Source organism: Parabacteroides sp. merdae-related_45_40 (assembly GCF_001915675.1).
In genome coordinates this window covers 48,336-74,675 of record NZ_MNQY01000048.1, presented here as the reverse complement: position 1 = coordinate 74,675, position 26,340 = coordinate 48,336, and the positions used below count along the sequence as shown (strand labels likewise).

Genomic DNA, 26,340 nt, shown 5'->3' with positions numbered 1-26,340 from the left:
GTAAACAATAAAAAAAGAAAGAACAATGGAAGAACCTAAAAGACTTTACCGTTCGAATAACGGGATGATAGCAGGTGTTTGTGCGGGTATTGCCGATTATTTCGGCTGGGATCCTACATTAGTGCGTATCGGATATATATTATTGAGTATCTTTACGGTATTTTCCGGGGTGATCGCTTACCTGATCCTTTGGATGGTTATACCTAAACAACCTATAAATAAAGGATGAACTTTGAATTATCTTCCCCATTCAGTCCGACAGGAGATCAGCCGGAAGCGATTGCGGCCCTGTCCGACGGTATAAAGAGTGGTGTGCCTTTCCAGACCTTGTTGGGAGTGACAGGGTCCGGAAAGACTTTCACTATCGCCAATGTGATCAAGGAAGTGCGGAAGCCGACTTTGATCCTGAGTCATAACAAAACCCTCGCAGCCCAGTTATACAGCGAGTTTAAGGCATTTTTTCCAAATAATGCCGTCGAGTATTTCGTCTCTTATTATGACTATTACCAGCCGGAGGCTTACCTGCCGACGACGGACACCTACATAGAAAAGGATTTGCAGATCAACGACGAGATCGATAAACTACGTCTGCGTGCAACCGCTTCACTGTTGTCGGGGCGGAAGGATGTTATTGTCGTTTCGTCTGTCTCCTGCCTGTATGGTATGGCGGATCCGACAGCCTTTGCCGAGAAAGTGGTGCATCTGGAGAAGGGGATGCGGATAGACAGGGATAAACTGCTGCGCCGTTTCGTGGATGCCCTTTATGTCAATAATAAGATAGAGTTCAACAGGGGCTGCTTTCGTGTAAACGGGGATACGGTCGATATCTTTCCGGCTATCGAAACTTTTGATGGGGCAGCCTACCGTATTGAGTTCTGGGACGATGAGGTGGATCGCATTTCTTCGTTCGACCCGCAGACCGGGCAGGAGATAGACGAGCAGGATGAACTGAACATTTATCCGACCAACCTTTTCGTGACCACCCAGGAACGTATCAATACCGCTATCGGGCAGATCGATGTTGATCTGGGGACGCAGGTGAATTTCTTGCGGGAAATCGGCAAGCCTTACGAGGCGAAACGTTTGTACGAGCGTGTCACGTTTGATCTGGAAATGATACGCGAGTTGGGGCATTGCTCCGGTATCGAGAACTATTCCCGCTATTTTGACGGTCGCCAGGCGGGTGAACGGCCTTTCTGTTTGCTCGATTATTTCCCGAAAGACTTTCTGTTGGTGGTTGACGAGAGCCACGTGACGATCCCGCAGATACGGGCGATGTACGGAGGCGATTATTCCCGTAAGAAGAATCTGGTGGATTATGGTTTCCGTCTGCCGGCAGCGATGGATAACCGTCCGTTGACGTTCGATGAGTTCGAGTCGCTGACTCCGTTGGCGATTTACGTGAGTGCGACACCGGCCGACTATGAACTGGAAAAGAGCGAAGGGATCGTGGTGGACCAAGTGATCCGTCCGACAGGCTTGCTCGATCCGGTTATCGAGGTGCGTCCGACGTTGAACCAGATCGACGATCTGATGGAGGAGATCACACAACGTGCTGCTGTGGACGAACGTGTTTTGGTGACGACATTGACGAAGCGTATGGCGGAGGAACTGACTGCTTATCTGACGCGCATGGGAATCCGCTGCAACTATATCCATAGCGATGTCGATACGTTGGAACGCATTCAGATCATGGATGATTTGCGGAAAGGGTTGTTCGACGTGCTGATCGGCGTCAACTTGCTGCGTGAAGGACTTGATTTGCCGGAAGTCTCTTTGGTCGCTATCTTGGATGCCGATAAGGAAGGTTTCCTGCGCTCGCATCGTTCGCTGACGCAGACGGCTGGACGTGCTGCCCGAAATGTGAATGGGAAGGTGATATTCTATGCTGACAAGATAACGGACAGTATGCGCCTGACAATGGACGAAACAGCCCGTAGGCGTGAAAAACAGCTCGCTTATAATGAGAAACATGGCATTACGCCTAAGCAGGTTATCAAAAACAGCGTTTCCCTGGTTGCGGAGAAACAACAACCGGTTACAGGCGAACCGTATGCTTATGTGGAACCGGAACCCAGCTTGGTTGCAGACCCGGTAGTTCAGTATATGAATCGCAAACAGCTTGAGAAAGCGATCGAACGGACGAAGAAGCAGATGATGGAGGCGGCCAAGAAGCTGGACTTTATCGAAGCAGCTCAGTTTCGTGATGAACTGGTGAAGCTGGAAGACCTGTTAGTGACAAAAAAGGATTGAAATTGGATCAAGAGATGAAACGGACGCTATTTTGTTTGTTCTTTTTTGCTTTTCTTTCCCTACCTGGAAAAGCTCAGAGGGATAAGGCTATTTACGAACGCTATTGTACGGCAGTGAAGGAGAAAGCGGCTTTGCCGACAGGTGACCTGATGGTAGAAACCGCCCGTTTTTTCTTGGGAACTCCTTATGTAGCAGGGACGTTGGAGGAAGAGCTTGAAACATTGGTGATAAACCTGCATGGCTTGGATTGTATGACTTTGGTAGAGAATACGGCTGCTTTGGCCTGGTCTGTCAAGCATCGTCTTGCTTATGATGGGTATGTTTCTGTTTTGAAAGATATGCGTTATCGGAATTCCGGCTGTGCGACACTCGATTATACGGATCGTCTCCATTATACGGCTGACTGGATATATGAAAACGAAAAGAGAGGGTATCTGAAGGATGTTACGAAAGAGATCGGTGGGCAGTCGCTTAAGCTTGACCTGTCCTTTATGTCTACACATCCAGATAGTTACAAGCAGTTGAAAGGAAATCCAGGACGTATCGCAGTAATGGCGGCTAAGGAAAAAGAAATTAGTGCCCGCCCGCATTATTATATTCCGCAGGATGAAATCAATGCGTATGCCGGCCAAATCAGGAATGGCGATATCGTCTGTTTTGTCACGACTGTGAAAGGGCTGGATATCTCGCACGTCGGCATTGTCTGCCGGGAAAGGGATATGCTTACTTTTATCCATGCCTCGACCGTCCAGAAGCGGGTGATCGTGAACGAAGAACCTTTGCAGGAATACGTGCAGGGTATCAAACGCAATTGTGGTATTATGATTGTCCGTCCACAGTTCTGAACTTACTGGAAGAGTTCGAATGCGAACTTGAATCCGATCCCGTCATATTTCAATTTATCGAACCCGATGAAGGCGGCGACGTTGAAGATATGGTTACCGAAACCGTATCCGATTTCAGTGTAGCTGGGTTTGACTGGCATCCATAGCTGACTGAGGTAAAAACGTTCGGAGATGATGTGCTTGGTTGCTTCTGGTTTGAATAGCTGAAAGAGCATGAATGGACTTTCGTACATGGCATGTGCTTGGACATATTTGTCGGATGCGTTGAACCATACGCTTCCTAGCTGGTGGAAGACACCTCCGAAATCGTCTCCTCCCCATGATTCGGGGAAGTTGTGCCGTGTGAAATACCGGTAGTCGGCAAAGTAGGTTGACTTCTGAGCAGTATAAAGCCCTCCGCTGATATGGTAGTTGAACCGGCGTGACAGGCCCAGGTAAATGCTTTGGTGGATATCGGCCTCCACACGTCCGTAATTACCGCTGCTTTTCCATACGCCTGGTATGGCCCGCCCGAACTCGATGGAGATGGTCGGGTAGTAGGAGTAGAGGTACTCTTTACGGTAACCGTCCATCCAGTAGTATTGTCTGGGAGTATAGGAAAAGCCGATCGTGGGGATGAAATCGTGATAGTTTTCGTTGATGATCTCCGTGACACCGTCTCCCGGATCTATCGCGCTTTTCCGGGTTGGTATGCGGCGGTGGTAAGAGATGCCGGTGGTCATTTGGAAACCGTTGAACAACTCGATCTGATTCTTGAGCTCTATGTAATAGTGCTTGAAGTATTCCAAATCCAGGTTTTCGAAGTTGAAAGTGGAGTCTTTCAGCTGTTCGTTGATTTCGTTCATGATCTTGGAAGAATATCCTTGGTTGGTGTTTCCGAGACTGAGGCTCAGGGCTCCTTGTTTCTCAGGAAGATATTCCCAATCTCCCTCGAATTTGAAGAACAACTCTTTTCGTTTGAATACAAAACCGACCTCAGGCCGGAAACGCAGTTGGCGATCTTTCTTGAAGGTCTTGCTGAAGCGGAGCTGTTGCCTGTAAGTAATACCGTTTCGTCCGGAATAGCCCAACTGGAAAGGATTCAGGATGCCGGAGTATTTCAGACGGGTCGTTTTATAATCCATATTGATGGTGTTGGTCAGGCGTTCTGTTATTTTCAGGTATTTCCGAATGTTGCTTGTGTCGTTGGCTTGGGTTGTTCTGATGCTTGTTTTTTCATATTTTGTTTCTTCTTCCTGGGTCAGTGGGATGTCTCTTTTGTTTTTCCAGTAGCTGCTGTCGCTGATGATTGGGATCGTATCAGATGATAACTGGTAATATCCGGTCAAATCGAGGGAGTGGTGTTTTTTGTCTTCATAGTCTTCTTCAACCCATTCAACGGCTTCGTATTTGAATGAAGTATGATAGTAGCTGGCGATGGCATTTCCCAGCACATGATACCGGAGAAATAGGTCTGCCTTTTGTGGCAGGATGAAATGGCGGTAATCCCGTCCGAATGTCATGACTAGGTTGAATTCGGCAAAGGAGAAACGCCCGTTTAAGTCGATCTTGTCAATGTGCCAGTCTTTGTCGGTGATGTACAGATCTCCGCAAATGAGTTTTTGGCTCCATAGCTTTGGCATGAAGCGTATCTGGTAGATTTTCAGATCGCCGGTCGTTTCGATGCTTTTCAGGTTGAAGTTGTAGTATTTGAATGCTTCATGAGCTACTGGCATGATGATCCCTTCGTTGTAGATGGTTGGCGAATAGACGTTCAGGTTCAGAAATGTCAAGACTTCCTGCTGTTTTGCGCCGTTGGGGATGCTGTTTCCGTTTATCGCTTCGAAGCTGTGCAGGTAGTTGTTCGGAGCGTTGAACTTGGAGTGGCTGACCATCTCGAAGATCATATCCTTGTTCTTCCTATCTACCGGAAAAAGATGATGGGCGAAACGCATTAGAATGTTTTGTTTGAGTATTTCCGTCTTGCCTTTGATATAGATTTCGGCCTCGTACCGTGAGACGACTGTTTTGTATTTGTCGGCCTGCTCGATTACCTTCCTCATAATAGAATCCCCTTGCTGGGATGATACCGTTTTGGGGGACCGACCCAGCAATAAAAGGTTCCCATAACTACCATCAGGGTCAGCTAAGGCATTTACTGCGGTAAAAAGCAGAATGATAATATAAAAATACTTTTTCAACAAATTATCGTCTCTTTCTTTACAAACGTAACGAATAAAATCGAATTTTTATTCATTTATCGTATTAAACTTATTCTGCTTTTAAAAGAAAAGTATTACATTTGTGCTTCATAAGTATGTTATATAGCAGTCGTGGTTAAACAACAAAAAGAAGAGGTCGATCTATCGGCCAGTTTGGCAGAAGTGTGGAGAGTCCTGACCGAAAAGGAGCGGGATGTTCTCCGTAATAATTCGACGATCCAGCATTTCAAACGTAATGAGTTGATATATTGCGAGGGCGACGAACCGAGAGACATGATGTGCTTATTAAAAGGCAAGGTTAAAATCTTTAAAGAAGGTGTTGGCGGACGAAGCCAGATCATTCGAATGATTAAACCGGTGCAGTACTTTGGCTACCGGGCAAACTTTGCTCAGGAAAATTACCTGACGAATGCATCCGCTTTTGAAGCTTCGACGGTATGTCTGATTCCGATGACTATCGTTACGGATCTTTTAATGGGGAATGCGAACCTTGCCATGTTTTTTATCCGCCAGCTTTCTCTCGATTTAGGAATTGCTGACGAACGTACAGTCAACCTTACTCAGAAACATATCCGGGGTCGTTTGGCGGAATCTTTGTTATTCCTGAAAGACAGTTATGGTTTGGAGGAAGATGGAGCGACATTGAGTATCTATCTTTCTCGAGAAGATTTGGCTAATCTTTCGAATATGACGACATCTAATGCAATCCGTACATTGTCTACATTTGTAGCTGAGCGTATTATTGCAATCGACGGTCGAAAGATCAAGTTGATAGACGAGGACAAGCTCAAAAAAATAAGTAAGATGGGATAGCAGAATAAATTGAGAATTGAAAATGGATAATTGAAAAGTGGAAGAGCCCGTTAAGGTTCCTGTTTTTCAATTATCCATTTTTTGTATTATAATTTTCAATTCTCGACTTTCCAATTTCAATTTCCAACCGCTTCCCGTATTCGAACCAACTTTGTCAGCAGTCCTTCCAATAAGTCGAGTTGCAGCATGTTCGCACCGTCTGATTTGGCTTTAGAGGGTTCCGGATGGGTTTCGATGAATAATCCGTCAGCTCCGACGGCAATGGCTGCTTTGGCTATCGTTTCGATCAGGGTAGGGAGTCCTCCTGTCACACCTGAAGTTTGGTTGGGTTGTTGCAAGGAGTGGGTAACGTCCATGATAACGGGATAGCCGAACTGCTGCATTTGAGGAATACCCCGATAATCGACAACCAGGTCCGTATATCCGAATGTAGTGCCTCTTTCCGTAATCATGACGTTGTCATTTCCGGCATCGGCTACTTTTTGTACGGCAAATTGCATGGCTCCCGGCGAGAGGAACTGTCCTTTTTTGATATTGACAATTTTCCTTGTCTTGGCAGCAGCTACCAGCAGGTCCGTCTGCCGGCAGAGGAAAGCAGGGATTTGCAGGATATCCACATACTCGGCAGCCATTGCAGCTTCAGCTGTTTCGTGAATATCGGTTACAGTCGGAATACCGAACGTGTCGCCTACCCTGCGGAGTATTTTCAGTGCTTTCTCATCGCCAATGCCTGTGAAAGAATCCAGCCGAGAACGGTTGGCTTTCCGGTATGATCCTTTGAATATATATGGGATATTCAGCTTATTCGTGATACCGACTACTTTCTCTGCAATACGCAATGCCATATCTTCTCCTTCGATTGCGCAGGGACCTGCCATCAGAAAGAAATTGTCTCTATTCTTTAAATCATTAACTGTTATCATAATATGATTGTTTTGTTTCAAAATTGGGTAGATTTGAATTGTAAATGCTGATTTGTCAGTCTAAATATTCTTATAATTTCAATAACTCCAATGTCTTCTCTATCTTTTCTTCTGTCGGCAATGTAGCATCTATCCAATGGATGGTGTTTCCCCGGCGCTCCATGCCTCTGAACCAGGTCATTTGCCGTTTGGCAAACTGGTGTATGGCGATCTCCAGTTGGGAAACCATATCTTCATAAGACAGTTTGCCTATTATATATAAAGTAAGATATTTATATTCCAGTCCGTAGTAGATCAGATCTTCCGGCTTAACTCCCGAGTCGATGATCTTCCGCACCTCGTTGACCATCCCTTCGTCCAGGCGGACACGCAAGCGGCGGGAGATCTTTTCGCGTCGTAGCTCCCGGTCTATGTCGATACCGATGATCAGGCTGTTGATTGGATCATATTCATTGACATCCGGAGCTTCGTTCTTATAATACTCTTCGATTTCAATGGCCCGGATGGCCCGTTGGGCGGTATCCACATCTGTCTTATTATGGAGGACCTTGTAGCCGGCAAGTATCTGCTCCAATTCCGGGAGCGATTTATCTTTCAACGACTCGCGCAGCCCAGGGTTCTGGGGAACATCCAAGAGTCTATATCCTTTCAGTACGGCTTCAATGTACATACCTGTACCACCGCATAGAATCGGCAGTTTCCCTTTTTTCCGGATTGTTTCATAAGCTCGGAAGAAATCATGCTGGTATTCGAATACGTTATATTTATATCCCGGATCGCAGATGTCGATCAGATGGTAAGGAATCGTTTTTCCATTTACTGTATAGTCGGCCAGGTCCTTTCCTGTCCCGATATCCATTGAACGGTAAATCTGTCTGGAATCGGCGCTGATGATTTCCGTGTTCAGTCGGGCAGCGAGTGCAGCGGCAAATGTTGTTTTACCGGATGCTGTCGGCCCTAAAACAGTGATAAGTTGATAGGTATCCATAGTGATACAAAGATACAAAAAAAAGCCGCAACCCGAAGGATGCGGCTTTCAAACTATATAATCTTGATTGATTAGCAGTTTACAGATGCCATATGAGCGATCAGGTCAAGAACCTTGTTAGAATAACCGATTTCGTTATCATACCAAGAAACAACCTTTACGAATGTATCTGTTAAAGCGATACCAGCTTTAGCATCGAAGATAGAAGTACGAGTGTCACCTAAAAAGTCAGAAGAAACTACTGCATCTTCAGTATAACCCAGTACGCCTTTCAGTTCGCCTTCAGAAGCTTCCTTCATTGCAGCACAGATTTCAGCGTAAGTAGCCGGTTTAGCCAAGTTAACTGTCAAGTCAACAACAGAAACGTCCAGAGTCGGAACACGCATTGACATACCAGTCAGTTTACCGTTCAGTTCAGGAATAACTTTACCTACAGCCTTAGCAGCACCTGTAGAAGAAGGGATGATGTTGCCAGAAGCAGCGCGGCCACCTCTCCAGTCCTTCATAGACGGACCATCAACAGTCTTCTGAGTAGCAGTTGTAGAGTGAACAGTTGTCATCAAACCGTCTGTGATCCCCCACTTGTCATTCAGAACCTTTGCGATAGGAGCCAAGCAGTTAGTAGTACAAGAAGCGTTAGAAACGAACTGAGTACCTTTAACATATGATTTTTCGTTTACACCGCAAACGAACATAGGAGTTGCATCCTTGGAAGGAGCAGACATAACTACATATTTAGCGCCAGCTTCGATATGAGCCTGAGCCTTTTCCTGAGTCAGGAACAAACCAGTAGATTCTACTACGTATTCAGCACCTACTGCATCCCACTTCAAATCAGCCGGATTGCGTTCTGCTGTTACGCGGATTTCCTTACCGTTTACGATCAGCTTGCTGTTTTCAACGTCAGCTTCGATAGTTCCGTCGAACTGACCGTGCATTGTGTCGTATTTCAGCATGTATGCCAAGTAATCAACCGGGCAAAGGTCGTTAATACCTACGATCTGAATATCGCTTCTCTTTTGAGCAGCACGGAAAACGAAACGTCCGATACGGCCGAAACCGTTAATACCTACTTTAATCATTGTAATAAAACTTTTATGGGTTTATTAAAAATATTACTTATCTCCAATTTAACTTAACAGCCGCAAGGAAAATATATTCGTAGCACACTGTTTTTAACGACTGCAAATTTAGTCATTTTTTTTATTGTACAGGAATTAGGACAAGAAAAATATGCCCTCTAACATAAATTAATTGTTGCAGCTTATTTCTTTTTCTTGAAAAGTTTCTTTATTATCCACGCCTGGACTTTCTGGATGCCCCAAGCTGTCAATAATGGGCGTGCAACATCCCATGCAACAGGTAATAAGCCTTGTGCCACAGAAAGATAGTCGGCAAATCCAAACGACATGGATGGCACTTCTGAAGTATGTACAGGCTGGTTGCTTTCCGTTCCTTTGGATTTGGTTTTTGTGTTAGGGAATAAGAGAGCGGAGACACCTGAAAGTAACAACGTGCCGGCGTTCTCTTGTATGTGAGAGAAATCAGCATTCAATTTCTGTTCCTGTATCGTACATTCCTGTTGGATGCGGCGACGGTCAGAAATCAGTTTCTCCAGTGGTGTCGGTTGCGGATTGTTCATTGTCTATCGCGTTTGTTTTATCATCATTTGTTGTCAATGCGGAGATCACAACGTTTAATACTTTATTGCTGATTCTGCCTTTGTTCATGACAATAATACCGATCAGCAGCAGATAGAGCACGGCTACCACGCCGAATCCCGAACCTACCGAACCGAACAGATCCCCCAAGAAAAAACCTAATGCGAGGAAAATGAACAGAATCGCAAAGAAAGCCAGAAATAATAAAATAACACCATACGAGAGAACAGTAATAACCTTTCCTGTTCTCTCATATGTGTTTAATTTTAGGAGTTCGAGCTTCAACTCCACGTAAGCCGAAAGATCTTTTTTCAGTTCACGGAAGATTTCACCTGCGTCTTTCTCCATACAAAATTATTCTGCTACGATTTCTTCTGTAGTTTTTGCAATTTCAGCTTTTCCTTCTTTGTATTTAGCAAGAGCTGAATTGAAGCCTTCTTTTACTTTACCAACTACACCATTCAATTCTTCCAGTAGTTGTTCTCTTTTATCTGTTGCTGCCAGATAACCAACTGCGGCGCCAACGGCTGCACCAACTACTAATCCCAGTAATAATTTAGAATCTACGTTTTTCATAACTCTTTCTTTTTATAATGTTGCTACTAAGATAACGAATATACTTGAATGATGGTTTATTTGGACCTTAACTTTTAGGGTTAATTAATGTTATTGTTTCTGGACTTTCACCGCAGCCCAATTATTCTTCTCTGTGTGCGATAACAATGCCAATCCGTTATGTTTGCATTCTTCTTCGATGGCCGGAATGTCTTGTACATAGAAGCCGCTCATGTAAAGGAAGGCTCCTGGTTTCATACATTCGCTGTAATGGCGGATATCATTCAGCAGGATATTCCGGTTGATATTCGCAAACACGATGTCGAAGGTTCCGAATGCAGGGATCTGTTCGGCTCCCCCAAGGGCGACCTGGATATCGTTCGTGTTGTTTAGACGTATGTTTTCGAGTGCATTATTGTAGGCCCATTCGTCAATGTCGATGGCCACCACGCGTCCGGCTCCTTTCATATGGGCAAGGATGGCCAGTACGGCTGTTCCGCAACCCATGTCGAGTAGTTCTTTGCTGGTGAGGTCTAATTTGAGTATTTCGCTGATCATCAGGAAAGTTGTCTCGTGGTTGCCGGTTCCGAATGCCATCTTCGGGTCGATGATGATATTATAGGCATAACCCGGCTCATGTTCGTGGAAGGAGGCGCGGATGATGCAATCCTTGCCGATGCGGATCGGCTTGAAATAGTTCTTTTCCCATTCCTCGTTCCAGTCCTTGCTTTCCACCAATGTTTCGGTAAAATGGATATCCACGTTTTCCAGTGGAAATTCGGCAAGTTTGTCCTGCAATCCTTTTACATTATATAATTGGTCGGAAATATACCCTTGTAACCCATTTTCGTTTTCGGCAAAACTTTCAAAACCGATTTCTCCTAGCTCGGCAGCCAGCACGTCGTTGATAATGGAAGTCTCGACAGGGGAGGTGTATGTGAATGTAAGTTCGTAATAATTCATATCGTTCTTTCTTTATAGATTCCTTCTATAGACAAAAGTATATATTTTATCTTGATGTTTCACATTTCATTCGATACATTCTTTATTTATGTGTAAGAATTAGTAAAATATCCAGTAGCCTTATAAAAAACCCTTTTGGTACACCCATATACCAAAAGGGTTTTACTTCCTGATTTTTGATAATCAGATGTCTCTTACTACCATCCTGGATTTTGAATCAATGTTGGAGTGCGAGACAATTCATCTTGCATAATCGGCCAAAAATAAGAACGAGGGCTATAGAATACACGTCCGTCATTTACCGCAATGCGTTTCATCTTATACCGTTTCCCGTCCACTTCAATTTTTCCATTTTGATCTTCTACAGGCTTCATGCCGTGTGAACAACGTTGGCTTTTAGCATACGGCCAACTCTCTGGTCCAATATAGTTTTTTTCTTTGGCTAACTCAATAGGATCATCTGATTCCATATATAAGCGTGTTGCCCAATAGCGCCAATTCTCATAGAATAATTCTACACGACGTTCGCGTTGGATATATTCTTGCATCAAGTTTGCATCAGTTAGGACAGCTGGAGGCATCGGAGCCATGAAAGAACGTTCCCTTACAGAATTGACTAAATCATAGATTTCTTGTGTGGGGCCACTTACTTTGTTCACAGCTTCTGCATAAATATAAATGAATGTCGGCAGACGCCAAATAGCAGGTCCGTTGATCACATGTCCACCTTTGTTTCTATCCCATCCGTCTTTGAACAGTTTTCTCAAATAATAACCAGAGTGAGAAGAGGCTTCCAAATAACTACTGCTCACGGCATCTTTGCCTTCGGCTGTATTCAATTGTTTACCACCATACCAAGAACCATGATAACGGATATCACGATAGAAACGCGGATCACGTTTTACGCTTTCATAAGGATTTTCGTCATCATAACCATCTATTTTAGCTCGGCTATCATAAATAGGGTAGCCATATCCGTCAGGGCTTATGTATTCATATTCGTCGACTTGTTCCTGCAGAGGACGTTGACGGGCATGACCATTTTGGGAAGGAGGCAAGACGTCACCAGACCAGCCCGTATCTTTATCACGAGTGGTAAACCAAACCCATTCCTGTTGAATCGCATCCATGTTGTAAAACATTTGCCATAGTCGCTCTTGTACTTTTCCATTGTTTGTATTGGCATTGCCATCAACGTCTTTAAAGTCATCTGCATCCATTGTTGCCGGTGCATATAATTTATACCGAATAGCTCCATTGACATCTTTCGCTTCCAATACATCTTTTGCTGCATCGCGAGCTGCTTCCCAGCGTTTTGGATCATAAGTAGTGTATTCATCTTTGAAAGCTCGTGTGTCGTTTGGCAACGTCCCGCCATTCCACATAGGGGTTGCAGCCATCCAACGGACAATCGCCTTCAATCCTAAACAAGCTCCCTTGTCGACACGACCAAAATATTCACCTCCGTAAGAGGCGTCTACCTTTTCATAAGCGGCATCGGCATCGGCACAAATCTTTTCGACCATACTATGAAAAGACTCTTTTACATACGCCATATCTTCACCTGGAACGACAACATGATCCATATATACTCCTTCACCATAAGCTCGGATTACGAGATAGTGCAAGTATGCACGGAAAAATAATGTTTCACCTAAGCGACGTTCTAAGTCGCCTTCCCGACCGTCTTTGGGGTTATCTGGAGTATTGTATTTTTTTACACCTTCCAAAATGATATTGGCACGTCGGATACCATTATATAAGTTCCACCAGTATTGTCCGCAACTACTGTTGTTTGGCATACCTTGTGAAGGTCCATAATTCCCAATGTTGAATTGATGCGGAATGGCTTGTTCATGGCTGGAAGCCGTACATTCGTCTGTCAATCCTGCAGAGCCGAAGTGATTCATGAAAATCAGCGGTCTATTTGCGAACTTTGCTCTTGCATACAAATCGGTCACCAAGTTATCGACTTGTTCATAACGAGTAAATACATCTACCTCATTTTTCTTATCATCAGGCATTCTGTCCAAGAAGTCGTCACAAGATGAAAGAGACAGGAGTAATACTCCAATTCCTATGATTGATTTTTGTAATTTCATTTTCAAAAGATTTAAATAATTAATATGTAATTTCGACACCAAAATTATAGACTCTCTGGATCGGATACCAGTCACCGGAGCCTTCTTTCGTTTCAGGATCCATGTCGACATCATCCAAACTGTCGAATGTTAGTAAGTTTAAACCTTGTACATAAAAGCGTACATTTTGCAAACCTGCAAAACGAATTATGTTTTTGGGTAACGAATACCCCACTTCTAAGTTTTTCAACCGGATATAATTTGCATTGTACAAGAATAAACTGCTGTTCCCATTTTTGTTGTTTTCATAAGCTCCGTATGTTAAGCGTGGGTAAGTTGCCACATCTTTTGTAGCTTCTGTCCAACGGTTCAAGTGCATGTGTTTCACTTTACCATATTGATCTTGTTCGTAGGATGGAAAATCCCAAACTGCGGCTCCATTCAACAATATGCTGGAGTTTAAAGAGCCTTGAAACATTACGCTGATGTCGAAGCCTTTATATTGTATTCCAAAAGGAATACCAAATTGTATTTCCGGTGTACGTGGAAATCCCATATGTGTTCGGTCGCCATAGTCATCGATTTTACCGTCTTGATTCAAATCTTTATATACGACATCACCCGGATGTAATTCGCCCCAAGGCTGGAAACCACGACCGTCATTCATTGCATTCAATTTATCCGCTTCTGCTTGATCATATACAAAGTGATCGACTACATATACAAAATGTTCTCCTAATCGCCGGCCGGTTTTTTGGCGATATTCATTTCCATAATCAACTTCATTCATGAATTTGATCTTATTACGGGCGAATGTGAAATTGGGTTTGATATAATAACGGAAATCTTTACCGATTGTGGAGTTCCAACCTAACTCGAAATCAATACCCTGATTGTCCACAATTCCAGAGTTTACAAATGGAGCGTCTTTTCCTACTATGTCTGGATATCCCATCTTGTCGCCATCGCTTAGTGTTGTGATAATATCGTATCGATGTTCTCTAAAGTAGTCGGCAGCAATAGTTAACTTCCCATTGAATAGGGTCGCATCGAAACCGACATTCGTTTTACGAGCTTTTTCCCAAGTTAAATTGGGGTTGGCGAAGTTCCCTTCTTTCAGCCCATCGTATCCAGAGCCAAACTCATTAAAGCCGAAACTGTAGCCATCACCTCCTTGGAAGAATTGAAGGTAGGCAAAACGATCATCGTTATTATCTGAAATTTTATCGCTTCCTACAAGACCGAAAGAGGCTCTCAACTTTAAATTATCCAACCACTTCTCAGTTCCTTTCATGAATGCTTCTCGAGAAATCACCCAACCGATAGATCCTGCCGGGAACACACCGTATCGATTACCCGGAGCAAAATTTTCAGATCCGTTGTAGCCAATATTGAATTCAGTCAAATACTTGTTGTCATATGCATACGTTGCGCGCCCACTAATACCTTGATACCGATATTCTACTCGATTATCATAGGCTCGTGATGAGCGGTTGAATAGTACCATAGCGGAAACATTGTGTCGATCGAACTCACGTTGATAGTCCAATTTTAATTGATAGTAAGTTTTGTTTTCCGCGGCATTGTGACTAAAACCATTACTAATCGTTTCGTCTGTACTATACCAAGGGTTACCTAAGCGATAAGCTCCTGCATAAGGTTCCGTAGAATGCAAATAATAAGAGCCATATACGCTTTCATCCGGTTGGAAAGTAGCATATCTACCATAGTTCGCATAACCATCTTGACGTGTTTCCAGCACACGCCGTATCCAACGACCTTCTTTTGCGTCATACGAGATACTACCTTCAACTTTTAATCCTTTTGTAATGAAATCCAATTTGTGACCGATTGAAAACGTTCCATTCAAAAACGTTTTTTTCTCATTCAAATATCCGGTACGGCTTAATTCACCTAAGATATTGTAACGATGTTGCTGGTCACCATAGAGCATACCTTTCGGATTGTTTAAGGCATACGTTTCATTGGCCGCATTACCATTGTCTTGTAGTGTAATAGGTAAATGAGGTGGTTGCGTATTTGCAATAGACACTACCCGGCTAGCGGTTGTACCTGGGGCATTACGGTCGGTAATGCGTGCACCCAAGTCGACCTTAACATAAAAGTTCTTTGTAATATCCACATCTACATTCGCACGAAAATTATAACGCTGAAATACAGCTTGTGTGCTATAATCCGCCATGTCCGTATGTTTGTAGTTACCGTCTTGCTTATAATAATTTGCCATTACATAGTAACGGGCGCGTTCGGAGCCGCCTCGGACAGACAAACTATAATCCTGCTGAATACCTGGTTTGAAAGCATAATCAAAATAATCCCAATTATATCCTTTCCCATTTTTGAAATCTTCGATAACATTTGTAGAGAATAGATCTGGAGAAGATGGATCTACCCCCATATTCATGCGAGCTTCGTTGTAAAGTTCAGCATATTGAGCTGAACCTAAATATTCAGGGAACTTAGCAGGAGAGTTTGTTCCGACTGATGCTTTGAAACTCACGGATGGTTTTTCGGACGCTTGTCCACGCTTAGTTGTGATTACGACTACACCGTTTGCTCCACGAATTCCATATGCAGCCGTTGCTGAAGCGTCTTTCAAAATAGTAAATGTTTCAATTTCTTCTGGTGCTAAATAAGCCATATCATCGCGTTCCACACCGTCAATGATGAAGATCGGTGTCTGGTCTCCATATGTAGAGGCTCCGCGGATGCGCAAGTCTGCTCCATCGACACCCGGCTCGCCTCCACTGAATTGATTTGCCATCAGACCCGGCATACGTCCGGCCAAGGCATTTGTTAAATTAGCTGTCGGACTTTGTTTCAAATCTTTTGTGGTAATCGTTGCTACAGATCCAGTGATAGTTGCTTTCCGTTGTGTTGTATATCCTACAACAACGACTTCTTCCAATGCCTTGGCATCTTCAACCATTTTGACATTTACAATTCGTTCTCCTTTCAGTGAAACTTCTTTGGGTTGATATCCCACATACGAAAAGACTAAAGTTGCTTTCGAATAAGGAGCTACGATTTCAAAATTGCCGTCCATGTCGGTTATTACTCCTGTCATGGTTCCTTTGACCATGACATTCACTCCTGGTAACGGACCGACATTATCTGAAACCTGTCCTTTTACTTTGAAACCTTCTTGATTTACACCGTCCAATTTGGTTTTGGTTGTGCCGACCAAGGGAACTACTTTTTTGTCATCTACGCCATTGCTCCCCATATTGACTTTACCATCCACCGCAAAAGCACAGGTAGTCAAACAAAAAAGTAACCCACAAGTTACTTTCGAAACTCGAGACAACGAGTTCTTTCTTCCTATTGGAAGATTACAATTCTGTTTTTGCATCTTTTCATGTATTGCTTTAATTGTTAACTAAATAAATTATATACCAAGTGAAAACTTGATATCGGAATTTTTAAAAACACATTTTATATCATAGGCCTTTTTGTTTTAATTAAAAAAATCTTGCCGTAGTTCTTGGAGAACTGAGTACAATTATATAATGCAAAAGTATTATAAATAAATATTTATCAAAAACACATCTAAATATTTCAATACAAGATGATCTTTCCTTGTTATAGTATCTTATATCGGCTGTAAAGTTAAACAAAAAACATGAACATAAAAATAAATATTATTAAGATTAATATATTTAACAGTAAATAAACAATCAAGATTTTGGTTTTGCAGAAAATCAGTTCTTGCCACCTCAACGGGCAATTTATATAACAGTTTTTGGTTCTTTATCAATTTAGGAACCCTTAATTTACTTATATTCTGCTATTCGGCTACATGAAGAAACATGTCATTTTCTGTTTTCAAAATTCATTTAAACCTCTTCATATATTGAACTTTGATTGTTGGGCGTTACCTCTAAATTGACGAAGAACCAAATCCTTATTAAAGAAATGTGATATTTGATCGCAATTTTAGCAAGATCAGTTTTTCTCTCTGATTTTCTATTGAACCAACAATATAATAATCTCTTTTACCCTCTCCTAATTGTACTCAGTTCTCCAAGAACTATGGTAAGAGTTTTTTCAGAATAGAAGAATCTGGTCTCACTCATTAGGTATTTCTGTTTGGCTAAAATTTATTTGGACAGAAAGAAATTAGAGGTTTATGAAACTCTTGTAGATATAAGCCTGAGGGGAGTTTAGGGAAAAGTATTGAAAGATACTGATGCAATACAGGGAAATCACACCGAAAACCCATCAAGTGTAAAATCATCTCTATAAAGATTTTGCAAAATAACCATCATGTAATCATAGTTTCTCTTTAGATGTTGTTGGGAGTGGCTTGTAGTGTTTTTATCAAAATCATAAGATATAAAATCATTTTTAGAAATGGTGTCTGTGAAGAAATCGTTTCCTTTGAAAACAAAGTCATGCTATTAACAGATTAAATCGCAACGATATGAAAAAGACAGCTTTATTGCTTCTGGTCGCTTTGGTCTTAGGATGGGCGGGATGTTCGTCCGATTCGACCGTCGAAGTGAAGAACCTCCGGTTGGAGATGAAAGAAAATCCATTGGGAATCAATGTGACGCAACCCCGCTTTTCCTGGCAGATTGCTTCCGGCAAACCGGACTTGAAACAGACGGCCTATCAGATACAGGTGGCCGCTTCTCCTGAACAATTGGAATCCGGTGACGGACTTTTGTGGGATTCGGGTGTGGTCCGTTCGGACGAGTCGGTACTGGTTCCGTATGCCGGGAAAGCCCTGGAATCGGGAAAACCTTACTATTGGCGTGTGAAATTGACGACCAACCAGGGGGATACTCCCTGGAGCGATGCCGGCAGCTGGTCAATGGCCTTGCTCGATGATTCGGAATGGAAAGCGACCTGGATCGGCGAAGATTCCCTCTCCAATCCGGGTGAGGAGGTAGGAGTGGCCGGCGGAAACAATAAAACACGCTTGGCCGCCCGATATCTGCGTAAAGAGTTTACGACGGATAGGGCGGTGGAAAGAGCCGTCTTGTATATTTCCGGCCTTGGCTCGTATGAGGCTTACCTGAACGGAAAGAAAGTCAGCGAGGACGTGTTTGCCCCGATGCCGTCCCTGTATTATAAACGTATATATTATAATGTATATGATGTGACAGCTTTGATGGCTTCCGACAAGAATACATTGGGAGTGATTTTGGGGAACGGCCGTTTCTTCTCTATGCGTAATCCGGGAATGAAAACATTCGGCTTGCCTCGTTTGCTTGCGCAACTTCGGATCGAATATGCAGACGGGTCGCAGGCGACGGTCGTCAGTGATACGTCTTGGAAAATCACCTCGAAAGGACCGATCGTCGCAAATAACGAGTTTGATGGCGAAGAATATGATGCCCGCCTCGAGATGGAAGGTTGGAACACGAACGGTTTCGACGACGGCGCATGGAAAACTCCCGATGTGATGGAGGCTCCTGCGGGCAAACTGACAGCACAGCAGAACCCGAATATCCGCGTACAGGAAACGTTGAAGCCGGTAGCCGTTTTTGATCGTCCCGATGGAAAGTATATCCTGGACATGGGGCAGAACATGGTCGGTTGGCTCTCTGTTAACCTGAAAGGAAAGAAGGGCAAACCCATATCGATGAAGTTTGCCGAATTGTTGCAGAAAGACGGCTCGCTCTATCTGGCCAATCTGCGTACTGCGCAGGTGACCGACATTTATACTCCGGCTGAAGACGGTGATTTTAGTTGGCAACCCCGTTTCGTTTATCATGGTTTCCGTTTTGTGGAAGTTTCGGGACTCGATTATAAACCGGAACTGTCCGCGTTTACCGGACATGTCATTTATGACGAGATGGCGACAACCGGGCGTTTTGAAACATCCAACCCGCTGGTCAACCAGATCCATAAGAACTCTTATTGGGGAATCCGTAGTAATTATCGCGGGATGCCGACCGACTGCCCGCAACGTGACGAACGTCTCGGCTGGTTGGGCGACCGTGCGACAGGCGCTTACGGCGAAGCCTTTATTTTCAATAATGCCCAGCTGTATAACAAATGGTTGCAGGATATCGAGGACTCCATGAGCCCGGAAGGAAGCATCTCGGATGTCTCCCCGAATTACTGGACGATCTATGCCGATGATGTGACCTGGCCGTCCGCCTTCTTCTATGTGGCGGATATGCTGTACCGCCAGTTCGGCGACGACAGCGCGATCCGTGCCCATTATCCGGCCATGAAACGCTGGATGGCGCATATGGAAGAGGCGACCATGAAGGACTATATCATGACGAAAGACCAGTATGGCGACTGGTGCATGCCTCCCGAATCGCAAGAACTGATCCATTCCAAGGATCCTGCCCGCAAGACGGACGGCGCTATTCTCAGCACGACTGTCTATTATGATTTGCTGAACAAGATGATCGGTTTCGCCCGTATCTGCGGACAGGATGCCGATATCTCCGGCTACGAATCCTTGGCCGCTAAAATAAAGGCGGCTTATAATGCCAAATTCTTTAATAAGGAAACGGCGGAGTATGGCAATAATACGGTTACGGCCAACATTCTCTCATTGCGTCTCGGACTTGTGCCGGAAGGATATGAAGGGAAAGTTTTCAGTAATATTGTGAAAAAGACAGAGGAGGATTTTAACGGACATGTAAGTACCGGAGTCTTGGGAATCCAGCATCTGATGCGCGGACTGACCGAGTACGGGCGGGTCGATATGGCCTATAAGATCCTGACGAACGAGACTTATCCGAGTTGGGGATATATGATTAAGAACGGTGCGACAACCATCTGGGAACTTTGGAACGGCGATACGGCTGATCCGGCCATGAACTCCGCCAACCATGTGATGTTGCTTGGTGACCTGCTGATCTGGTACTACGAAGACCTGGCCGGCATCAAATGCGCTCCCGATGCAGTCGGTTTCAAGAAACTGGTGATGGAACCTGTTTTCCCCGATGGCCTTGACGAAGTTTCCGCCTCGTACGGTTCGGTCTATGGAGAGATCAAGAGCGCATGGACTAAGAAGGGAGGCGACTTTAGCTGGGATATCACTTTGCCGGGCAATACGTCGGCGATCGTCCGGATTCCGAAGAAATACAATGTGACGGTCGGTAACTTGCCGGGTGTGCGCAGAGTTTCGGCAACGGAAGGATATATGGAAGTCGAGATCGGTTCGGGAAGCTATCATTTTGGAAAATAGTTTCGAAAAGATTTGGATGATATATCAAGAAACCGTAATTTTGCACTCTGAATTCTGCAGGAGGTAAACAAGTGATGCTTAGAAGTGTATCCACCTCCGGGACATAACCTGTTTAAATATAAAAAAGACAGATGTACGTAATCGTAGAAATTAACGGACAGCAGTTCAAGGCTGAAGAAGGAAAGAAGTTGTTCGTTCATCACATTCAGAACGCTGAAAGCGGTGCTGTTGTGGAATTTGAAAAAGTGTTGTTAGTTGACAACAATGGTGAAGTTAAAGTAGGTGTTCCTACCGTAGAAGGCGCAAAGGTAGTATGTGAAGTGCTGTCTCCGCTGGTGAAAGGTGATAAAGTGCTGATCTTCCATAAGAAGAGAAGAAAAGGTTATCGTAAGTTGAACGGTCACCGTCAGCAGTTCACTGAAGTGAGTGTAAAAGAAATTGTTGCTTAACGTTTAAAGGAGAAAAGAAGAAATGGCACATAAGAAAGGTGTAGGTAGTTCTAAGAACGGCCGTGAATCACAAAGTAAGAGATTAGGTGTTAAGCTTTTCGGTGGCGAAGTTGCTAAAGCTGGCAACATCATCGTTCGTCAGAGAGGAACAGTTCATCATCCGGGTGAGAACGTTGGTATCGGTAAAGATCATACGTTGTATGCATTGGTTGATGGCGTGGTAACTTTCCGTAGAGGCAAGGAAAACCGTTCTTTCGTTTCTGTAAAAAAAGTGGTAGCAGAAGCATAAGTATTGGTTTTATATAGAAAATAAGAAAAAGGATATTCGCTTGGCGGATATCCTTTTTTTGTATCTTTGTCAACATCATGACTCGTAGGAATTTTATCATACTTTATATCGGAATACTGTTGTTTTTTCTGGCTCTAACATCGTGTGGCAGTAAAAAACAATGTGTAGTTTTACCTTCTGATTTCAAGGGACCGAAGGAGCTTTCCCGTCTCTATGGTGTCCGCCTGACTCCGAACGATAATATATTTTTATACAATGAAGGAGCCAGATGGCTTGGCGTCCCTCATCGGATGGGTGGATTGACAAAGAAAGGAGTGGATTGCTCCGGTTTTGTGGCGATTGTTTTTCGTGAAGTCTATGGAAAGCAGTTGGCACGTTCTTCGGCTGATATGCTGAAGCATAATTGCAAGAAAGTCAGCCGTGCCAACCTGAAGGAAGGTGATCTGGTCTTTTTCCGGACGGGCAAAGGAAGGAAGAAAGTGCCTAACCATGTCGGGATCTATCTGAAAAATGGTAAGTTTATCCATACCAGCACATCGAACGGTGTGATCGTCAGTAGCCTGAGTGAACCTTACTATGTCCGGACATGGCTTACCGGTGGCCGGGTGAAGAATTTGTGATTTCCTGTGAATCACTCGATTATTTTATGTAAAGACGACTATAAAATAGATGAAACCGGGTGGTTTTTATTGTCCGGCAAGGCACTTTAGTTGCCGGACATCCCCTTGTTGCCCCCTTTTACACCCGGATGTACCGGCTCCCTACACCCGGATGTAAAGAATGGCAACATGGGGGTGTTTACGGAATTATGTGCTTGTTTCTGCCGAAAAAAGAGAGGGCTTTTGTGGAACGAAGAACCGTATTTCGCCAATTTAATATCTATTGTACCTGTTTTTACATTTGTTTGTTCAATTGTTCTATATGCTTTTTGAAAGGAAAAAGATATCAATGGGTTGATTTTCAGTTATATGATAAAAATACCATGTTTTAGGAGTGATAGAAGAGTGATAGAGGAAAACGTCCTGTATCATTACCTGTAACGATTGAATATCAACAGATACAACCTCTGTAGTGATAGAGTGATAGATGATTTGCAGAAAACTTTGCATGTTAATCACTATCTTGGAAAATTTTGATGCGGTTGCCCTGTTTATGCGTCGATGATAAATCATAAATCATAAATCTTGATTATCTTTGCAACTCAAATAAAAAAACATCATTAAAGTATGTTGACGCTTAAAGTAATTACGGAAGAAACAGATCGGGTGATTCGCGGTCTGGAAAAGAAACACTTTAAAGGTGCACAGGAAAGCATTGCAAAAGTGATCGAATTGAACGATAAAAGACGTGGTGCGCAAAATCAATTAGATAAAAATCTGGCAGAGGTGAACCAGACTTCGAAAACCATCGGCATGCTGATGAAAGAAGGTAAAAAAGAGGAAGCCGAAATTGCTAAGCAACGTGTTGCTGAGATCAAGGAAGTCAACAAGGCTATCCAGGCCGAAATGGATCAGGCGGCCGAAGATATGCAGAACTTGCTCTATACAATCCCGAATGTTCCTTACGACGAAGTGCCCGAAGGTGTGGGAGCTGACGATAATAAGGTTGAAAAGATGGGCGGTATGGAAACGGAACTGCCGAAAGACGCACTGCCCCATTGGGAATTGGCAAAGAAATATGACCTGATCGATTTTGACTTGGGAGTGAAGATCACGGGTGCCGGTTTCCCGGTTTACAAGGGACAAGGTGCGCAGTTGCAGCGTGCGCTGATTAACTTCTTCCTGGATGAAGCCCGTAAATCCGGTTATACGGAAATCATGCCGCCGACAGTTGTGAATGCTGCTTCCGGTTATGGTACGGGCCAGTTGCCTGACAAGGAAGGGCAGATGTATCATTGCGAAGTGGATGATCTTTATCTGATCCCGACAGCCGAAGTCCCGGTTACTAATATCTACCGTGATGTTATCCTCGATGAAAAGCAGTTGCCGATCAAGAACTGCGCCTATACGCAATGTTTCCGTCGCGAAGCCGGCTCTTATGGAAAAGATGTGCGCGGACTGAACCGTTTGCATGAGTTCTCTAAAGTGGAATTGGTTCGCATTGATAAACCGGAACACTCCAAACAGTCTCATCAAGAAATGTTGGATCACGTAGAAGGCCTGCTCCAGAAATTGGAACTTCCGTATCGTATCTTACGTCTTTGTGGTGGCGATATGAGTTTCACGGCTGCCCTTTGTTTTGATTTTGAAGTTTATTCAGAAGCCCAAAAGCGCTGGTTGGAAGTAAGTTCGGTTTCTAACTTCGATAATTACCAGGCAAACCGTCTGAAATGCCGTTATCGTGACGAGAATAAAAAGACACAGCTCTGCCATACGTTGAATGGTAGCGCATTGGCTTTGCCGCGTATCGTCGCAGCCTTGCTCGAAAACAACCAGACTCCCGAAGGCATCCGCATTCCGAAGGCGTTGGTTCCGTATACGGGATTTGATATGATTAAGTAAATAAGTATAGAAAAACTATAGGGTGGTAAAAAAAACGGTCGGCATCTGTTTGACAACGGATGTCGACCGTTTTTGGTAGCGACAAGCATCTATTTTCAAAACACCGGTGATTCGATTTTAAAACATATATGCTTTGCAATCAAAACATCGGTGTTTTGATAGATAAGGAATTGTACCAAATCAGATGAACAGATTTACATTCGCCTCTTCTGCCCGTTCGAGATAAGAAGCCACGCCGCCCAGTGTAACATTGTCCATCAGTTCTTCTTTTTGCACGCCCATGACATCCATGCTCATGGTGCAGGCAATCATTTCCACGCCATTGTCTATGGCTTGTTGGATCAGGCTTTCCAGGCTGTCGATTCGCTTTCGCTTCATGATGAGGCGCATCATCCAGCTACCGGCACCTCCCATGTTCATTTTAGACAGTTTGAGTTTGCCACTGTGTGTCGGAAGCATCCAGCCGAACATCTTGCCGAAAATATCTTTGGTGACTGTTGGTTTATGCTGTTTCTTGATCACATTCAGTCCCCAAAAAGTAAAAAACATGGTTACTTTCTTGCCGGTCGAAGCCGCTCCATTGGCAATGACAAAGGAAGCTAACGCCTTGTCCAGGTCGTCGCTGAAGACGATCAGTGTCTTGTTGTCGGCATTGTTTCGAGAAATCTCGCAGGAAGCTGTTTTCTCCTGTTTGCGGATGGTGGCGGCGACCACCCCGTTTTTGTTTTCCAACGCAACCAGCTCTGCACCTGTCATCTTGCACCAGGAAGTGACATCCTTGCCGAAAGCCTGGTCGGTGGCAGTTATCTGAAGTTGTTCGCCGATCTTCAACGCCTCGTAGTTCTTTTTCAATTGCATCACAGGTCCGGGACACATCAGTCCGCAAGCATCTACTTTCAACAGATTGATCTGGGAATCGGAGTTTCCATAGCTTGTGCTTTCCGGTATTTCCGGCTTGTGGGAAACGATCTCTTTTATCGGTGCGGTCGCTACGCTCCATGTTTTGTATCCTCCGGATAGGTTGCGCACATGCTTGAAGCCATTTTGTACCAAGATGCGATAGGCCAGGTAACCACGCAGTCCGACTGCACAGGTTACGACGATCGGTTTCTCCTTTGGCAGTTCGTCTAAATGTTCTCGCAATTCATCTACCGGTATGTTTATAAATCCGGGAATCGTGCCTAATTTATATTCGTCGTGTGTACGGACATCGATTCGAATCGTATCGGCCGGAAGTTCTGCGAGCTCGCGCCATTGGATGATCTGGGACTTTTTGTTCAAAATATTTTCTGCAACGAATCCGGCCATATTCACGGGATCTTTAGCTGACGAATAGGGAGGTGCATAGGCATGTTCCAATTCCGCCAGGTCGTGGACTGTACCGCCTCGCTGTATCACTTGTGCCAGCATCTCGATACGTTTGTCTACACCGTTGAAGCCGACAATCTGGGCGCCTAACAATTTCCCGTTTTCCGGAGCGAACAATATTTTGATGGACAGGGGAACGGCTCCCGGATAATATCCGGCATGAGAGGCCCCATGTGTGTAGGAAGAGATATAGGGTATATTGTTCTGTTGTAATAACTTTGCATTCGCACCGGCTGCGGCAACTGTCAGGTCGAATACTTTCGCAATGGAAGTTCCGATTGATCCCGGATATTTCTTTTTGTTGCCGAATACGATATTGTCTGCCACGATGCGTCCCTGCTTGTTTACCGGCCCTGCCAGCGGAATAAGGGCCGGCTGTCCGGTTACGAGATGGCGTACTTCGACTGCGTCGCCGAGGGCATATATATCGGCATCGGAAGTTTGCATATAATCGTTTACGGCGATGCCGCCCCGTTCTCCGATGGCGAGTCCCGCATCTTTTGCCAGTTTGGTTTCCGGGCGTACCCCGATGCTCAGCAAAACCATGTCGGTAGCGATCTGTTTGCCGCTGCGGAGGTGTACGGTCACACCACCGTCTTTTTCTTCAAAGCGGCTGACACCATCTTCTAAGTGCAGTCCGACTCCCTTATCGGTCAGTTGCCGGTGCACGATTGCTGCCATCGAGAAGTCCAAAGGAGCCATCACTTGGTTGGCCATTTCCACTACGTCGACCTGGATACCTAAGTCGTGCAGATTTTCCGCCATTTCCAGTCCGATAAAGCCTCCACCCACAACAATAGCACGTTTCGGATTTTCGGTATTGACATAATTCTTGATCGTATCGGTGTCCGGCACATTGCGGAGCGTGAATATCTTCTTGCTTCCGATCCCTTCAATACCAGGCCGGAGCGGTTCGGCTCCCGGTGAAAGTACCAGTTTGTCGTATGTTTCGGTGTATGTCTCGCCTGTGGATAGGTTCTTGATTTCCACTTCTTTTTTATCCGGACGGATAGCGGTTACCTCCTGTTCCGTGCGAATGTCAATCCGGAAACGGTCTGTGAAACCTTTTGCTGTCTGTACGAACAGCTTTTCTCGGTTGTTGATCGTGTCACCGATATAATAAGGTAGGCCACAGTTTGCATACGATACATATTTTCCTCGTTCGAACAAGATGATATTGGCTTTTTCATCCATTCTGCGCAGACGTGCTGCAACGGTAGCTCCTCCGGCTACTCCTCCTATAATCAGGTAGTTCATGTTGTAAAAATAT

At 44.3% G+C, this 26,340-nt stretch carries 20 protein-coding genes; 9 read left to right on the top strand and 11 right to left on the bottom strand.

The genetic code is table 11. The features are described from left to right. Positions 1-25 precede the first annotated feature (25 nt). Genes BHV83_RS07680 through BHV83_RS07670 form a run of 3 tightly spaced genes read left to right on the top strand, consistent with a single transcriptional unit; the run spans position 26 to position 3,098 of the window. The gene (locus BHV83_RS07680) at positions 26-229 is read left to right on the top strand and encodes a PspC domain-containing protein (RefSeq protein WP_005641105.1); all 204 of its coding nucleotides are present in this window, start codon (positions 26-28) and stop codon (positions 227-229) included. Further along, a complete protein-coding gene (gene uvrB, locus BHV83_RS07675; protein ID WP_005641103.1) occupies positions 226-2,253 on the top strand; it encodes an excinuclease ABC subunit UvrB in 2,028 nt (675 codons plus the stop codon). Before BHV83_RS07680 ends, uvrB begins: the two co-directional genes overlap by 4 nt. A gap of 14 nt (positions 2,254-2,267) precedes the next feature. After that, positions 2,268-3,098, top strand: a complete 831-nt coding sequence (locus BHV83_RS07670) for an N-acetylmuramoyl-L-alanine amidase-like domain-containing protein (RefSeq protein ID WP_286757224.1) — start codon at positions 2,268-2,270, stop codon at positions 3,096-3,098. A 2-nt stretch (positions 3,099-3,100) separates the two neighbouring features. On the opposite strand, the gene BHV83_RS07665 is transcribed toward BHV83_RS07670, so the two are convergent. After that, positions 3,101-5,281 carry a DUF5686 family protein gene (locus tag BHV83_RS07665; RefSeq protein WP_286757222.1) on the bottom strand — a complete coding sequence of 727 codons (2,181 nt, stop codon included), beginning with the start codon at positions 5,279-5,281 and terminating at the stop codon, positions 3,101-3,103. Positions 5,282-5,410: 129 nt separating this feature from the next. Here BHV83_RS07665 and BHV83_RS07660 point away from each other — a divergent pair, with 129 nt between their 5' ends. Next, positions 5,411-6,112: a Crp/Fnr family transcriptional regulator gene (locus tag BHV83_RS07660; protein ID WP_005641096.1), complete on the top strand. Its 702-nt coding sequence runs from the start codon at positions 5,411-5,413 to the stop codon at positions 6,110-6,112. A 116-nt stretch (positions 6,113-6,228) separates the two neighbouring features. Here the strand turns inward: BHV83_RS07660 and kdsA are convergent, their stop codons facing one another. The 9 genes from kdsA to BHV83_RS07615 all read right to left on the bottom strand — a co-directional run bounded on the left by kdsA (position 6,229) and on the right by BHV83_RS07615 (position 16,656). Next, positions 6,229-7,035 carry a 3-deoxy-8-phosphooctulonate synthase gene (gene kdsA / locus BHV83_RS07655; protein WP_005641092.1) on the bottom strand — a complete coding sequence of 269 codons (807 nt, stop codon included), beginning with the start codon at positions 7,033-7,035 and terminating at the stop codon, positions 6,229-6,231. Positions 7,036-7,105: 70 nt separating this feature from the next. Next, positions 7,106-8,023 (bottom strand): tRNA (adenosine(37)-N6)-dimethylallyltransferase MiaA, encoded by a 918-nt coding sequence (miaA, locus tag BHV83_RS07650; RefSeq protein WP_046452007.1) that lies wholly within the window; start codon positions 8,021-8,023, stop codon positions 7,106-7,108. A 71-nt stretch (positions 8,024-8,094) separates the two neighbouring features. Next, entirely contained in the window at positions 8,095-9,105 is a 1,011-nt protein-coding gene (gene gap / locus BHV83_RS07645; RefSeq protein WP_005641086.1) for a type I glyceraldehyde-3-phosphate dehydrogenase, read from the bottom strand. A 182-nt stretch (positions 9,106-9,287) separates the two neighbouring features. Beyond that, positions 9,288-9,665: a hypothetical protein gene (locus BHV83_RS07640; protein WP_122115325.1), complete on the bottom strand. Its 378-nt coding sequence runs from the start codon at positions 9,663-9,665 to the stop codon at positions 9,288-9,290. Beyond that, complete coding sequence (locus BHV83_RS07635; RefSeq protein ID WP_122115326.1) at positions 9,622-10,032, bottom strand: phage holin family protein; 411 nt, start codon at positions 10,030-10,032, stop codon at positions 9,622-9,624. Before BHV83_RS07635 ends, BHV83_RS07640 begins: the two co-directional genes overlap by 44 nt. A gap of 6 nt (positions 10,033-10,038) precedes the next feature. Next, on the bottom strand, positions 10,039-10,260 hold the full coding sequence (locus BHV83_RS07630) for a YtxH domain-containing protein (RefSeq protein WP_005641080.1): 222 nt from the start codon (positions 10,258-10,260) through the stop codon (positions 10,039-10,041). A 90-nt stretch (positions 10,261-10,350) separates the two neighbouring features. Further along, positions 10,351-11,202, bottom strand: a complete 852-nt coding sequence (gene prmA / locus BHV83_RS07625; RefSeq protein WP_005641079.1) for a 50S ribosomal protein L11 methyltransferase — start codon at positions 11,200-11,202, stop codon at positions 10,351-10,353. Positions 11,203-11,399: 197 nt separating this feature from the next. Further along, positions 11,400-13,304 carry a RagB/SusD family nutrient uptake outer membrane protein gene (locus BHV83_RS07620; protein WP_286757212.1) on the bottom strand — a complete coding sequence of 635 codons (1,905 nt, stop codon included), beginning with the start codon at positions 13,302-13,304 and terminating at the stop codon, positions 11,400-11,402. 19 nt (positions 13,305-13,323) lie between these two features. After that, complete coding sequence (locus BHV83_RS07615; RefSeq protein WP_122342677.1) at positions 13,324-16,656, bottom strand: SusC/RagA family TonB-linked outer membrane protein; 3,333 nt, start codon at positions 16,654-16,656, stop codon at positions 13,324-13,326. Positions 16,657-17,727: 1,071 nt separating this feature from the next. Between BHV83_RS07615 and BHV83_RS07610 the strand changes: the two genes are divergently transcribed. From BHV83_RS07610 to serS, 5 genes are all read left to right on the top strand, one after another. After that, the gene (locus BHV83_RS07610; protein ID WP_055284787.1) at positions 17,728-20,463 is read left to right on the top strand and encodes an alpha-L-rhamnosidase; all 2,736 of its coding nucleotides are present in this window, start codon (positions 17,728-17,730) and stop codon (positions 20,461-20,463) included. A gap of 131 nt (positions 20,464-20,594) precedes the next feature. Next, the gene (gene rplU, locus BHV83_RS07605) at positions 20,595-20,912 is read left to right on the top strand and encodes a 50S ribosomal protein L21 (protein ID WP_005641072.1); all 318 of its coding nucleotides are present in this window, start codon (positions 20,595-20,597) and stop codon (positions 20,910-20,912) included. A gap of 22 nt (positions 20,913-20,934) precedes the next feature. After that, positions 20,935-21,201: a 50S ribosomal protein L27 gene (rpmA, locus tag BHV83_RS07600; RefSeq protein WP_005641071.1), complete on the top strand. Its 267-nt coding sequence runs from the start codon at positions 20,935-20,937 to the stop codon at positions 21,199-21,201. A gap of 77 nt (positions 21,202-21,278) precedes the next feature. Next, positions 21,279-21,821 carry a C40 family peptidase gene (locus BHV83_RS07595; RefSeq protein WP_005641070.1) on the top strand — a complete coding sequence of 181 codons (543 nt, stop codon included), beginning with the start codon at positions 21,279-21,281 and terminating at the stop codon, positions 21,819-21,821. A gap of 606 nt (positions 21,822-22,427) precedes the next feature. Further along, entirely contained in the window at positions 22,428-23,702 is a 1,275-nt protein-coding gene (serS, locus tag BHV83_RS07590; protein WP_005641068.1) for a serine--tRNA ligase, read from the top strand. 180 nt (positions 23,703-23,882) lie between these two features. Here the strand turns inward: serS and BHV83_RS07585 are convergent, their stop codons facing one another. Further along, a complete protein-coding gene (locus BHV83_RS07585; protein WP_286757202.1) occupies positions 23,883-26,327 on the bottom strand; it encodes an FAD-dependent oxidoreductase in 2,445 nt (814 codons plus the stop codon). Positions 26,328-26,340: the final 13 nt, after the last annotated feature.

Coding starts and splice junctions, on each gene's coding strand:
- BHV83_RS07670 (WP_286757224.1), top strand. CDS start 2,268: ATGAAACGGACGCTATTTTGTTTGTTCTTTTTTGCTTTTCTTTCCCTA.
- BHV83_RS07635 (WP_122115326.1), bottom strand. CDS start 10,032: ATGGAGAAAGACGCAGGTGAAATCTTCCGTGAACTGAAAAAAGATCTT.
- rplU (WP_005641072.1), top strand. CDS start 20,595: ATGTACGTAATCGTAGAAATTAACGGACAGCAGTTCAAGGCTGAAGAA.
- gap (WP_005641086.1), bottom strand. CDS start 9,105: ATGATTAAAGTAGGTATTAACGGTTTCGGCCGTATCGGACGTTTCGTT.
- uvrB (WP_005641103.1), top strand. CDS start 226: ATGAACTTTGAATTATCTTCCCCATTCAGTCCGACAGGAGATCAGCCG.
- rpmA (WP_005641071.1), top strand. CDS start 20,935: ATGGCACATAAGAAAGGTGTAGGTAGTTCTAAGAACGGCCGTGAATCA.
- serS (WP_005641068.1), top strand. CDS start 22,428: ATGTTGACGCTTAAAGTAATTACGGAAGAAACAGATCGGGTGATTCGC.
- BHV83_RS07610 (WP_055284787.1), top strand. CDS start 17,728: ATGAAAAAGACAGCTTTATTGCTTCTGGTCGCTTTGGTCTTAGGATGG.
- BHV83_RS07615 (WP_122342677.1), bottom strand. CDS start 16,656: ATGCAAAAACAGAATTGTAATCTTCCAATAGGAAGAAAGAACTCGTTG.
- BHV83_RS07680 (WP_005641105.1), top strand. CDS start 26: ATGGAAGAACCTAAAAGACTTTACCGTTCGAATAACGGGATGATAGCA.
- BHV83_RS07640 (WP_122115325.1), bottom strand. CDS start 9,665: ATGAACAATCCGCAACCGACACCACTGGAGAAACTGATTTCTGACCGT.
- BHV83_RS07630 (WP_005641080.1), bottom strand. CDS start 10,260: ATGAAAAACGTAGATTCTAAATTATTACTGGGATTAGTAGTTGGTGCA.
- BHV83_RS07595 (WP_005641070.1), top strand. CDS start 21,279: ATGACTCGTAGGAATTTTATCATACTTTATATCGGAATACTGTTGTTT.
- miaA (WP_046452007.1), bottom strand. CDS start 8,023: ATGGATACCTATCAACTTATCACTGTTTTAGGGCCGACAGCATCCGGT.
- prmA (WP_005641079.1), bottom strand. CDS start 11,202: ATGAATTATTACGAACTTACATTCACATACACCTCCCCTGTCGAGACT.
- BHV83_RS07585 (WP_286757202.1), bottom strand. CDS start 26,327: ATGAACTACCTGATTATAGGAGGAGTAGCCGGAGGAGCTACCGTTGCA.
- kdsA (WP_005641092.1), bottom strand. CDS start 7,035: ATGATAACAGTTAATGATTTAAAGAATAGAGACAATTTCTTTCTGATG.
- BHV83_RS07620 (WP_286757212.1), bottom strand. CDS start 13,304: ATGAAATTACAAAAATCAATCATAGGAATTGGAGTATTACTCCTGTCT.